The sequence below is a fragment of the Streptomyces sp. NPDC006435 genome, assembly GCF_040612315.1.
Lineage (GTDB): Bacteria > Actinomycetota > Actinomycetes > Streptomycetales > Streptomycetaceae > Streptomyces.
Window position 1 is genome coordinate 1 of the sequence record NZ_JBEXPY010000005.1, and the last position, 11,957, is coordinate 11,957.

At 72.2% G+C, this 11,957-nt stretch carries 12 protein-coding genes; 2 read left to right on the forward strand and 10 right to left on the reverse strand.

The annotated features are described in order from the left end of the window. Positions 1 to 129 precede the first annotated feature (129 nt). Entirely contained in the window at positions 130 to 837 is a 708-nt protein-coding gene (locus tag ABZZ04_RS07665; protein ID WP_356931284.1) for an SDR family oxidoreductase, read from the reverse strand. 52 nt (positions 838 to 889) lie between these two features. Next, on the reverse strand, positions 890 to 1,543 hold the full coding sequence (locus ABZZ04_RS07670; RefSeq protein ID WP_356931285.1) for a TetR/AcrR family transcriptional regulator: 654 nt from the start codon (positions 1,541 to 1,543) through the stop codon (positions 890 to 892). Between the two features lie 145 nt (positions 1,544 to 1,688). Between ABZZ04_RS07670 and ABZZ04_RS07675 the strand changes: the two genes are divergently transcribed. Beyond that, on the forward strand, positions 1,689 to 3,149 hold the full coding sequence (locus ABZZ04_RS07675; RefSeq protein WP_356931286.1) for a DHA2 family efflux MFS transporter permease subunit: 1,461 nt from the start codon (positions 1,689 to 1,691) through the stop codon (positions 3,147 to 3,149). Between the two features lie 462 nt (positions 3,150 to 3,611). Further along, positions 3,612 to 4,259 (forward strand): response regulator transcription factor, encoded by a 648-nt coding sequence (locus ABZZ04_RS07680; RefSeq protein WP_356931287.1) that lies wholly within the window; start codon positions 3,612 to 3,614, stop codon positions 4,257 to 4,259. Here the strand turns inward: ABZZ04_RS07680 and ABZZ04_RS07685 are convergent. From ABZZ04_RS07685 to ABZZ04_RS07720, 8 genes are all read right to left on the reverse strand, one after another. Next, a complete protein-coding gene (locus ABZZ04_RS07685; protein ID WP_356931288.1) occupies positions 4,203 to 5,198 on the reverse strand; it encodes an alpha/beta fold hydrolase in 996 nt (331 codons plus the stop codon). The genes ABZZ04_RS07680 and ABZZ04_RS07685 overlap by 57 nt on opposite strands. A 95-nt stretch (positions 5,199 to 5,293) precedes the next feature. Beyond that, entirely contained in the window at positions 5,294 to 6,118 is an 825-nt protein-coding gene (locus ABZZ04_RS07690; protein WP_356931289.1) for an SDR family NAD(P)-dependent oxidoreductase, read from the reverse strand. A gap of 177 nt (positions 6,119 to 6,295) precedes the next feature. After that, positions 6,296 to 8,143, reverse strand: a complete 1,848-nt coding sequence (locus ABZZ04_RS07695; RefSeq protein WP_356931290.1) for a BTAD domain-containing putative transcriptional regulator — start codon at positions 8,141 to 8,143, stop codon at positions 6,296 to 6,298. A gap of 156 nt (positions 8,144 to 8,299) precedes the next feature. Beyond that, positions 8,300 to 8,983: a hypothetical protein gene (locus ABZZ04_RS07700; RefSeq protein WP_356931291.1), complete on the reverse strand. Its 684-nt coding sequence runs from the start codon at positions 8,981 to 8,983 to the stop codon at positions 8,300 to 8,302. Between the two features lie 201 nt (positions 8,984 to 9,184). Next, positions 9,185 to 9,829, reverse strand: coding sequence for an antibiotic biosynthesis monooxygenase family protein (locus ABZZ04_RS07705; protein WP_356931293.1), 645 nt, complete (start codon positions 9,827 to 9,829; stop codon positions 9,185 to 9,187). A gap of 43 nt (positions 9,830 to 9,872) precedes the next feature. Further along, entirely contained in the window at positions 9,873 to 10,466 is a 594-nt protein-coding gene (locus tag ABZZ04_RS07710) for an NAD(P)H-dependent oxidoreductase (protein ID WP_356931294.1), read from the reverse strand. 38 nt (positions 10,467 to 10,504) lie between these two features. After that, positions 10,505 to 11,692, reverse strand: coding sequence for an MFS transporter (locus ABZZ04_RS07715; protein ID WP_356931295.1), 1,188 nt, complete (start codon positions 11,690 to 11,692; stop codon positions 10,505 to 10,507). Positions 11,693 to 11,747: 55 nt separating this feature from the next. Continuing rightward, positions 11,748 to 11,954 carry an acyl-CoA carboxylase epsilon subunit gene (locus ABZZ04_RS07720; protein WP_356931296.1) on the reverse strand — a complete coding sequence of 69 codons (207 nt, stop codon included), beginning with the start codon at positions 11,952 to 11,954 and terminating at the stop codon, positions 11,748 to 11,750. Positions 11,955 to 11,957 lie beyond the last annotated feature (3 nt).

Genomic DNA, 11,957 nt, shown 5'->3' on the forward strand with positions numbered 1-11,957 from the left:
TGAACGCCCACCGCGCCGGCACCGTCAAGGGCCTGACCGCCGAGGTCGGCAGCTCCATCTCCTCCGGCGCGGTCATCTGCGAGATCAAGGACTGAGACGGGCGCCGTGCGAGGGCCCGGGGCACGTGCGTCACCAGGGCATCGGACCGGAGTTGCCGTGGAAGCCGCCCGTGGGGCCGTCACCGCCCCGCAACGCCATGCGCACGATGATCCCGGCGCCCTCCTCGACGGTCTGGAGACCGGTGTGCCCGTTCAGGTCGGTGGCGGTCCAACCGGGGTCGACGGCGTTGAACACGATGTCCGGGAATGCCTTCGCGTACTGCGCGGTGAGCATGTTGAGAGCGGCCTTCGAGGAGTTGTAGCCGAGGCTCGGGTAGTAGGCGGGCAGCAGCGACGTGTAGCGCTCGGGCTCCTCGGCGATGGCGAGGGACCCCAGGCCGCTGCTCACGTTCACCACGGCCGGGGAATCGCTCCTGCGCAGCAGCGGGAGAAACGCCTGGGTGACCCGGAGCGCGCCGAAGAGATTGGTCTCGTAGACCTCCTTGACGTCCTCCACCGTCAGCTCGGCAGCCTCCTTCAACCGCCCGGTGATTCCCGCGTTGTTGATCAGGACGTCGAGGCACCCGGCGCGCTCGCCCAACGCCTGTGCCGCCGCCCCGACCGACGCCTCGTCGGTCACGTCGAGCGCGAGGAACGACGCCCCGGTCCGCTCCGCCGCGATCCGGCCCCGTTCGGGGTCGCGGGCCCCCAGAAAGACGGTGTGGCCCGCCTCGACGAGCTGCCGGGCGGTCTCCAGACCGATCCCCTTGTTGGCACCCGTTATCAAGGTGGTGGTCATGGTTCCGATGTCTCCCAGGAGTTGCTCGGTCACGGGCGAGTCGCCCGCCGGGCTAAGAAGCGGCGTAGGCGCACAGGAAGGTGTCGGTCGCGGCGTGGGCGACGGAGCGCAGCTCGGTGTCGGGGACCTCGCGCGTGGCCAGCCGGGACCGCCGCTCCATGGGGCCGGTCAGCAGGGCCAGGAACTGTTCGCCGGCCCGGTCGGGGTCGCCGATGCTCAGTCGGCCGCCGAGCGCGAGCCGGGCCAGACGGTCCGCGAGGGCCTCGTGCAGGCGCTCCGCGCCGTTCCGCTGGAAGTCGTCCAGCAGGTCGGGGAAACGGGCGGCTTCGGCATGGAGCAGCCAGCGCAGCGCCTGGAAGTCCGCGCAGCAGTGGCTGCGCAGCAGCCCGTACCCGGCGTTCTCCAGCGCATCGCGCACCTCGCCGTCCGGCTCGCGCAGCGATTCGAGCGCGGCCAGCGCGTCGGCCGTCGTGCGCCCGACGGCCGCCTGCATCGCCTCGCGGAAGAGGGTTTCCTTGTCGCCGAGATGGTTGTACACGGTGGGCTTGGCCACGCCGGCCTCGGCCGCGATCTCCCGCACGCACGACTGCCCGTACCCGTCCCGAGCGAAGGTCCGAAACGCGGCTTCGAGGATCGCCTGCCGCTTGTCGATGCGCCCGCGTGACACGGTGCGCCTGCTCGCTTCTGGGGTTCTGGCTCCGTTCACCCCGCCATGGTACCGCCAAGAACCGCTTACTGAACCGCAGGGTTCAAAGAAATGGCTTACATGGTTGCAGAGCATCGTCGTTCATGGCTAGGTTGAACCATGCGGTTCAAATTATTTCACCTTGCGTGCAACGGAGTGGGAAGACATGTCTCAAGTCAGGGATGACCGCCTGGATCCCGCCCTGCTGCGGCTGATCGGTGTGACTCTGCTGGGCGGGATCATGGGGATCCTCGACAGCACCATGGTCACCGTCGCGGCGGACACACTCGCCGAGGAGTTCCACAGCTCCCTCAGCGCCATCAGCTGGGCCTCGACCGGCTATCTCCTCGCGCTCACCGTGACCATCCCCATCACCGGTTGGGCCGTCGGCCGGTTCGGCGTCAAGCGGCTCTGGCTCTTCGGGCTCGCCGTCTTCCTGGTGGGGTCGCTCGCCTCCGCGCTCGCCTGGGACATGGCGAGCCTGATCGGTTTCCGGGTCCTCCAGGGCATCGGCGCCGGCGTGGTCGACCCGCTGGTGCTGGTCATCCTCGCCCGGGCGGCCGGGCCCGGCCGGGCCGGACGCGTCATGGGGATGATGGGGGTCGTGCTCTCGCTCGGGCCCGTCCTCGGTCCCGTTCTGGGCGGCATCGTGCTCCAGGGCCTGGGATGGCGCGCGATGTTCTACATCAACCTGCCCATCGGCATCATCGCCGTCCTGCTCGCCCTGCGGGTCATCCCCTCCGAGCCCGCCGGTGGGCACAAGTCCGGGGCACCGCTCGACGTCCTCGGCGCCGCGCTGCTCGCCCCGGGCTTCGCGGCCACCGTGTACGCGCTCACACAGGCGGGCGAGAAGGCCACGTTCGGCACGCCCGCGGTGCTCGTCCCGCTGGCCGCCGGCCTCCTCCTGCTCCTCGTGTACGTCCTCCACGCGCTGCGTGCCCGGCGCACCGAGCCGCTGATCGACGTCCGTCTCTTCACCAGCCGCAGCTTCGCCGCCAGCGTCACCGTGCAGGGCCTCGTGGGTCTGGGCACGTACGCCGGCCTCTTCGCCCTGCCCCTCTACTACCAGGTGATCCACGATCACGGGGCGCGCGCCGCGGGGCTGCTGGTGGCGCCGCTCGGCCTGGGCTCGGCGCTCGCGATGCCCCTCGCCGGACGGCTGAGCGACAAGCTCGGCGCGCGCCGGCTGGTCCAGGGCGGGGCGGTGCTGGCTGCGGCCGGCGCGGTCGTCCTCACCCGCCTCGGCAGCGGGAGCGGCGAGGTCTGGTCCGCGGTGGCCGCGTTGGCCATCGGCCTGGGCCTGGGTGCCGTGGGCGCACCGACCATGGGGTCGCTGTACCGGACGCTGCCGCCGGAGAAGGTGCCGCAGGGCAGCTCCGTGCTCTACAACCTCAACCAGCTCGGCGGGGCGCTCGGTGTCGCCTGTGTCGCCCTGATCCTCGCCGCCGCCGGTACGGGCGGGGTCACGGGGAGCGGCATCAGCGGCTTCCAGCACGCCTACTGGTTCGTCTTCGCCGTCGCCGTGGTGATCCTGGCCGCCAGCCCGCTGCTCCCCGGGCGCCCGAAGGCGGCCCCGGCCCCGGCAGAGGTCTCCGGAAGCGAGCCCCGCCAGGCGCTCGTGGAGTGAGAGCGGACCGCACGCTCCTCCTCGGCATCGACTGCCGAGGGCGGCTCGACGGCGAGAGGCCGGAGACGCTCCACGCGTCCCCGGCCTCCGTCGTCCCCGACGGGCCCGCCGGCCGCCCTGGTGGGGCGGGGACGCGGCAGCCGTCCGGCGCGTGCCCGGGTGGTGCGGCGCATCACCGAGGAGGTCAACCTTAGTGATATCGACGACGACTGCGTGGCTTGCGCATGCAACGCTTCCCTGGGCAGCGCCGCAAGAGCTCGGACGGAGGAACGCATGTGCCCGGCCCCTCGTGCACATACGGCGCAGAGCCGTCGCGACAGCGCATCGGCGCCCACCTTGCCCGTGTCCGCGTACTCGGCCACAGGAGAGCAAGTGCAGGTATCCCGGTTGACAGCACAACACTCCTACTCAGACATTCCGAGCCCTTGCGTCCCCCTGTCGAGCGCCTCGTGGAACTTCCTCGTGGTGGACGGCGACGAGAGCGCGGGGCACGATCTGGCCCGGCGTCTGCAGATGCACCGGCATCGGGCACGCGCCGTCACCACTGGGGGCGCCGCCCTGCGGGAGCACGCCGGTGCCGAGGTGGTGCTCCTCAATCTCGACCTGCCGGACCTGGACGGTCTGGAGGTGTGCCGGACCATTGCCGCCACGTGCAACACGCCCCTTCTCGCGATCACCGAGCACGGCAGTGAACTCGACTGCGTCCTGGGGCTCCAGGCCGGAGCGGACGACTATCTGGTGAAGCCGTACGGCTTCCGGGAGCTCCTGGCCAGGGTGGAGGCGGTGATGCGGCGGGCCCGTCCTGCTCCGGCACCCCGGCCCAGCGCCCGGCTGGGTCCGTTGACCATCGATCAGGCCACGCGCGTCGTCCGGCTGCACGGCCGGACCGTCGCCCTCACCCGCAAGGAGTTCGACCTGCTCCACCTCCTGGCCTCCTCGCCCGGGGAGGTCGTCCCCAGGTACCACATCCTTCAGCGGATCTGGCACGACACCGACATCAGCCGCAGTCGCACCATCGACACCCACGTCAACAGTTTGCGCAGGAAGCTCGGTTCAACCGGGTGGATCATCGCGGTCAGGGGTGTCGGCTTCCGTCTCGTGCAGGCGTAGAGCCGTCGCTGCGCCCTCGGCCCGGGCCAGGCACTCCTCCAGGAAGGCGAGAACGCGCAGGTGGTATCCGCGGGCGGCGCGGCCGAGGCTGATGTTGTGTCCGGCGGCCGCCACGTGTTCGGTACGCACCAGGGGCGCGGCCAGCCGGTCCGCCATCGCCCGTACCGTCCGTTCGTCGCACCGCCACCAGCGTTCGTGCTCGGCGAAGGCGAAGCGTGCCGGAACCCGCACCCGGCGCGCGACTTCGGGGTAGACGCGTGGCCAGTCGGGGATCTCTGCCGCCTCACGGGCGGGGACCGGGGCGACGAGCCGCTCGGCCGACCGGAAGGTGCGGGGCGGGTACAGGGAGAGCGGACCCCAGTGCAGACCGCGCGCGCGGCGCATGCCCTCGCCGGTGCGGCTCTCCGGAGGGACGGCCCAGCGGTCGCTGATGCCTGACACGTCCACCCCCAGCAGGTCCCCGCCCTCCCAGCCGGCCGCGGTGGCGAGTGCGACCTTGCCGCCCAGCGAGTGGCCGACCAGGAAATAACCCCCGCCCGTCGGGTACTGCCGGCCGTGGGCGGCCAGTGCCTGCCGGATGTGCTCCGCCTGCGCGGTCAGGCCGAGTCCTTCCGGCACCTGTGCGGCCGAGCTGCCGTATCCGGGACGGTCCAGCGCGAGCGCCGCGCAGTCACAGGCGGCGGCGAGCGAGAGGAGGGAGGTGGAGGCGTCCGCCGGGCCGTGGAAGTACCCGGCGCGCATCCCCGCCCCGTGCAGCGCCACGAGCACGGCACGGGGCGGGACGTCGCGCGGCACGGCCAGCAGTCCGGAGAGGGTGAGGCCCCCCGCATCCAGTTCGACGGCGCGTACCAGGTCGTCCGCGGCGGCCACGGGGGCGTCCGGGGACAACGGCGGCTGGACCACGAGGACTCCGTATCGTCCGGTTCCGGCAGTGCTCACGGAGCACCGGTCCCTGAGCGCCCGGTGCGGTGCCCGGCCCCGCGGGCAGGACCGGGCATCGGCGCCGCGGCGGCTCGGCCGCCCCGGCGGTCCGTTCAGCGGGAGAGCAGTTCCCGGGTGCGCTCGTCGAGCCTGCGCGCGTCGTGGATGTCGAAGGACTTGTCCCGCACGCTCATCGGGCGTCCCTCGACGAGGGCGCTCAACGGTTCGGCGGGAGGAGCGTAGAGCGCCTCGACGATCGGCACGATTCCGGCGGCGACGGGCTTCGCCACCCGCTTCATCATGTCGATGTGCCGCTGCGTCTCCGCGTCGTACTCGCCGGAGAATCCGGTCGAGACGGAGCCGGGGTTGATCAGGACGTAGCGGGTGCGGTCGGCCCCGTACCTGTCCGCGAAGGCCGCGCCGAGCAGGTCGTTCGCCTTGCCGCCCTGCATCTGGGCGACGAGTCCGTCGTAGCCGCGGGTGAACTCCAGGTCGTCCCAGTGGATCTCCCCCACCGGGGAGCCCGGTCCGGCCACGTTCAGGATGACCGGCCGCTCGGCCTTCTCCAGGAGGCCGCGCAGTCCGTGGCACAGCAGGTACCGGCTCAGGTAGAAGAGCGCGAAGGTGGCTTCGTACCCCTCGGCGGTCTCCCTCCGGCGCGAGAGGTAGTGGCGCGCGCAGAGCACGAGGGCGTCCACGGCCGGGTACGCGTTCTCGACCTCCGCGATGACCCGCTCGTTCTCGCTGATCAGGCTGAGGTCGGCGCGGATGAAGGAGGCGCGCTCCCGCGCGCCCAGCTCCGCGGCGGCGGCCAGGAAGGACTTGCCCTTCCCCTCGTCACGCCCGACGACGGTGACGGCGTCCCCCCGTTCCAGACAGGCGAGCCCGGTGGCCCGCCCCATCCCGTCGGTCCCGCCCTGGATGACGATGTGCTTCACCGGCGTTCTCCTCGTTCTCGTAGCTCGACGCGGCACTGTGAGGCCGTACCTCAACCTAGAGACCCCCGCACCCTTTTCACAACCGACGCAGACATTTTTTTGAACCGTACGGTTCATATCGAATGCTTCATCGGTATCACCGAAGGGGGCGGGGTCCTCTCCGGACGGGTCGGTGGCTCATCTGCTCACGCCCGCCAGGACGGGCGGCATCCGGAGCTTCGCGGGCCCCGGGCCGGGCGCCGGCGGGGCCGGGGCCGTTCCTCCCGCCCGCAGCGACCGGCACAGGGCCAGGCGGACGAGGTCGGGGACGGCATGGGCCGTGCCCTCGCCGCACTCGTGCAGTTCCAGAAAGTGCGAGGAGCTCAGGGACTCCACCAGGTGCCCCAGGTCCGCGGCGCACAGCCCCGAACGCTCCATGGCGGTCGCCAGCTCCGCCTCCCGCACCGGACCGGGCAACCGGCAGAGCAGCGCGAGCAGTTCGCGCTCCGGCTCCGGGAGCCGGAGATGGGCCTGCCCCAGTCGGACGAGGAAATCGCCCTGCGGTCCCTGGAGCAGCCTCAGCCGCTCCTCCTCGTGCCGAGCCCGGCGCAGCAGGCCGCCGACCGACAGGTCCGCCCGTGCCGCGAGCCGCTCCCCCAGCGCCCGCAGCGCGAGGGGCAGTCCGCCGTAGAGCCGGGCCAGTTCCGCCGCCTCCTGCTCCTCCCGCGCGATCCGCTCCTCCCCGGCCACCTTGCCGAGCAGGGCGACCGCCTCCTCGCGCGGCAGCCCCGGCAGCGGAACCCGGGTGACCGCGCCGGGCAGCCCCTCCAGGCGCCAGCGGGAGGTGATCAGCACGGCGCAGCCGGGGCTGCTGGGCAGCAGCGGTCGCGCCTGCTGCGGGCAGTACGCGTCGTCGAGCACCACCAGCATGCGCCGCTGCGAGGTCCAGCTGCGGTAGAGCCGGGCCAGGTCCTCCACCCCCTCCGGCAGCCACTGTCCGGGGTGCCCGGACGACAGCAGCAGCGAGGTGAGCGCCTCCCGGGGCGAGACGGCGCTGCCGTCGGGACGGTGCAGCGTCGCGAACAGCTGCCCGTCGGGGTAGCGGGAGCGCATCCGGTGAGCGGCCTGCACGACGGTCGCCGTCTTGCCGGCGCCCACTCCGCCCATCACCACCACGACCCGTACCGCCGGGGTGTCCCCGGGCCCCGAGCTTCCCGGCCCGGCTGCCGCGACGACGCGGGCCAGTTCGCCCCGCCGTCCGGTGAAGTCGGCCGTGGGCGGCGGGAGTTCCGCGGGCGCCACGGATCCCGCCAGGCCCGCGGGGAGTCGGCCCGCCTCCGCCGTCCGCGGCGCGGGACGCGGTTCGGGCACCAGTGCGTCCTCCAGCACCCCCTGGTGCAGCTCCCGGATCTCGGCCGAGGGCTCCAGGCCGAGCTGCTCGACCATGGCGGCGCGCAGCCGCCGATAGGCGTCGAGAGCCGTCTGCCGGTGCCCCGAGCGCACCGCGGCCCGCATCAACTCCCCGGTCAGCACTTCGTTCAGCGGGTGATCGAGCACCAACCCCTTGAGTTCGCTGAGGAGTTCACGGTGTCGTCCCAGCTTCCGCTCGGCCTCTATGCGCTGCTCCAGCGCGCTCATGCGCAGATCCTCCATCCGGGCTCGCTGGGCGGAGAGCAGCGGCCCCACCGCGGTGCCCGAGAACGCGGGCCCCCGCCACAGGGTGAGCGCCGCGCGGGACGCCTCGGCCGCTTCTTCGGCCCGGCCCGCCCGCAGCGCGTCCCGTCCCTGGGCGCACAGCTCCTGGAAGCGCCACAGGTCCAGTTGCGCGGGCTCCAGCCGGATCCGGTAACCGCGTGGCCCCGTCTCCACGCGTGCCCCGCCCCCGTCACCGTTCCGGAGCGCCTTGCGCAGGTGATAGATGTGCGTCTGCACGGTCTTCCGGGCGAGCTTCGGCGGGTTCTCCCCCCACAGCTCCTCCACCAGGCTGTCCATCGACACCATCCGGTTGGCGTGGACGAGCAACAGCGACAGCACCTGACGGCTCATGGGGAACGCGGGCTCGCAGGGGCCACGGTCCCCTCGGACCTCCACCGGACCAAGAACGGCAAAATGCATGAGCTCCCCGCTATGAATTCCTGATATCGCCCGCGAGAATGCGGGCGAGGGGCGCGGGACACCGTGTGCCGACCGCGCCCCACCGGCTCAGACGGCCGGTCCGGACAATGTCAGGCAATGGGTGTAGCGAGCCCCCGCGTCACCCCCGCCCGCCGCTTCGAGCAGCGGCTCGATCACCTCGTCGATATGGTCGGCGGCCTCCTTCTCCGAGGCCCATTCGGAAAGCACCAGCACACTGCTCCCGTCAAGGCTCACATGAAAATTGGCGGCAATGGCACCCGGGTAGGCGCGCTCCTCGCCCTCCGTCTCCTCCTCCGCGGCCAGCAGCCCGTCGATCCACTGCCGGGCGGCCTCCGCCCCGGCCATCGGGAAGACCGCGGCCGGGAAGCACCGGGGCACCGGTTCCGGTTCGGTGAGCGCCCCGCCGCGCACCACTCGGTAGAGCTGGAACGGCACGGCGCCCCGGGGCGACGTGCCCGCCACGCCCCCGTCCGGCGCCGGGCGGGAGATGCTGCGCTCCTCCCCCAGCGACGTGTCCAACGCCGTGCGGGAGGTCCACTGGGCGTAGGTGAGCACCGACTTCTCGTCCGTGCTGCGGTAGCAGCTGGCCGAGAGCAGCTCGCCGGGCCAGGGACGCGACCGCCAGTGCTCGGCAATCCCGTCGAGAACGGACTGCTGCGTCTCGCGCCCCTCGGTGACAATCACCTCCACAAGCACCGCCTCGACATCCGGCCGGTCGATCACCGGAAGGGGACCAGAACTCTGGGACATGGCCAGCTCCTCATCAAAAAAGGGGCCCGCAGCATGCTGCGGATTCCATACTGGGCGGAGGCACCATGTTTTCCAATGGCGCCCCGATGAAATGTTTCCGGGGAAGAACAGACGCCGTGCAATTCCGTGCACGAGTGTCAAATAAATGTCAGATCTCCTGCACGGGATCGCCAGGGACGCTTCGGAACCGGCGGCTGCGGTTCAGCGGCCGATGCCGCAGTGCAGGTGGTACCGCTTGAACCCGATGGGCCGCACTCCGGGGACGGCGCCGCTGACCCGCCGGGTGGTCACGTGCGCGGCGCTGTCCAGGAACGCCTGGTGCGCCGCGTCCGACGTCCACTCCGCGTAGTTGAGTACTCGTGTGGCGTCGGCGCTGACGTGGAAGTTGGCGGACAGCATGCCGGGGGGCCGCTCCGCCGCGGGGCCGTCGAGCGCGGTCAGCAGGTTGTCGATCACCTTGTCCTGCCGCTCCGCCCCGTCCACGTCGAAGGTGGCGACCACCACGCAGGCCGGGGGCCCGGCGGTGCCCCGCGCCACCACGCTCGCGCGCACGCGGTACTCCACCGCGCCGCCGCCCGCCGGCCCGGACAGCGCCTCGGTGAAACGCCGGTGGGCGTCCCGGTCGGCACACTGCACATAGGTGAGGACGGTGTCCCCCTCGGTACTCAGGTAACAGCTGGCGGAGAGGACTCCGGCGGGCCAGGGGCCGTCGCGCCACGCCTCCTCCGTCCGTTCCAGCACGGTCTGCGCGGTGGCCGGGCCCGGGACGTGGTGCAGGCCGACGAAGACCGCCGCCGCATCGGGACGCCGGACGTCCGGCATCGCCGGGGAACCCGCATCGCTCATTTCGTTGCTCCTCTCCGTTCGTTGTCCGCGGGACGTCGTGCGCTCACCGCGGGTACGGGGACTCGGTGCGGGCCCGGCGCAACGCCCGCCCCCACCACACCAGTTCGTCGAGCATCACCTTGGCCGCCGACTCACCGGCCTCCGAACCGTCCAGCCGCCCGTCCTCGGTGGTCCGTTCCCAGGCGTTGTGGAAGCTGACTCCGTCGCGCACGGTGAGTGCGTGCAGTTCGGCGAAGACCTGACGCAGCTGCTCGACGGACCGCAGCCCGCCGCCCGTTCCGCCGTAGGAGACGAAGCCGGCCGGCTTGGCCGCCCATTCGTCGAGGAACCAGTCGAGGAAGTTCTTCAGCGCGGCCGGGAAGCCGTGGTTGTACTCGGGGGTGATCACGACGAATGCGTCCGCCGCGGCGAGCCGGGCCGCCAGCCGCTCCCGCCGGCGGGCGTCGTCCTCGTGCAGTGTTCCGGCGAATCCGGGCATGGCCAGCGGCAGCGGGTGTTCCTTGAGGTCGATGAGATCGACATCGAGGTCGGTCCGGGTGCGCGCCAGGGCGAGGAACCACTCGGCGACGGCGGGACCGAAACGGCCGTCACGGACGCTGCCGAGGAGGACGACGAGACGCAGGGGACTCCTGTACACGAAACAGCCTTTCGAAGTGGCGTGCGGGTGGGTCGGGTTCAGACGGACGGCGCCGCGGCGCGCGGGCCGGACAGCGCGGCGAGCAGACCGGCACCGGCGACGGCGGTGAGCAGCACCAGCGCGGGCCGGATGCCGTCACCCGTGGTCAGCAGCAGCGCGGTCGACGGCAGCACGACGGCGGCACCGAGCTGCACCCCCGTCTGGTACAGCGGCACGGCCCGGCCGCGCAGGGCCGGCGGGACGGTCGCCGTCGCCTGCATGTTGAGTGCGGCGAAGGCGAGCACGAAGCCGGTCTCCACGAGCACCAGCGCGGGCAGGACGGCCGTCCAGTAGGAGGGGTCACCGGCCCGCCAGGCGTAGTGGGCGCAGCCCAGGAACGGTGCGAACGCGCCGAGCGCGATGAGCCGGCCCGTCCCCGCGCGGGCGACCAGCCGCCCCGCGAAGGGCACCGTCACCATCAGCGGCACACACGCCGGCAGCAGCGCCAGGGCGCACTGCCAGGGCGGCCAGCCCAGGCGCTGCTGGAGCTGGAAGGTGACGAGCAGCAGCAGACCGGCGTAGGTGCCGTTGAGGCTGGCCGCCCCGGCGGCGGAGCGCAGGAGCGGGCCGTTGCGCAGCATCGCGGACGACCGGGTCCGGACGTCCCGCCCGGCCTCGGGATCGGCCGGGATCCTCCGGGCCGCGAAGACCAGGAGGGCGAGGGCGACGGGTGCGGGGAAGCAGAACGTCCAGCGCCAGCTCCACGTCAGCAGTGCGGCCGAGAGGAGCAGGCCGGCGGTGAATCCCGTGGCGCCGAACATGGAGTAGACGGAGATCGCCCTGCGCTGCTGCGGGCCCTCCCGGTAGGCGGTGGAGATGATGGCGAGCCCGGCGGGCGCGGTCAGCGCGGCACAGGCGCCCTTCACCACACGGGTGGCGACGAGCAGTGGTCCGCCGTCCACCATCCCGCCCGCCACCGAGGCGGCGGCGAAGACCGCCATCGCGACGAGGTAGGTGCGGCGTCTGCCCCACCGTGCCGCGAGGCGGTTCCCCACGAGCAGCAGGGCCGCGAACCCCAGGGCGAAACCGCTCATGAGGCACTGCACCGCGAGCAGGGACAGGCCGAGGTCCTCGCCCACCGTGGGCAGGGCCAGCAGCACCACGGACACCTCGACCGCGTCGAGCAGCATGTTCCCGGAGAGGATGAACAGCAGGGCCCATCGGCCCCTGCCGCCCCTCCGTCCCATGGGTTCCGGTCCGTCCGTCGGCACGGTCGCGCGGCCGTCCGCCGTCATCGCCGCCTCACCGCCACGCTCGGGGGTTCACGAACACGGCCATGCGCTCCGGTCTGCGCCAGGACGGGCCCGGCCACTGGGCACGGCAGCCGTCCCCGGCCGTGGCGTCGCCCGCGCGGGCCAGGAGCACCGCGGTGAGCGCGGCGAGTTCCTCCTCGTTCGGGTCCCCCTTCTCGACGCGGAGCAGAACCGCATCGTGCACAGCTCCGTTCATGGC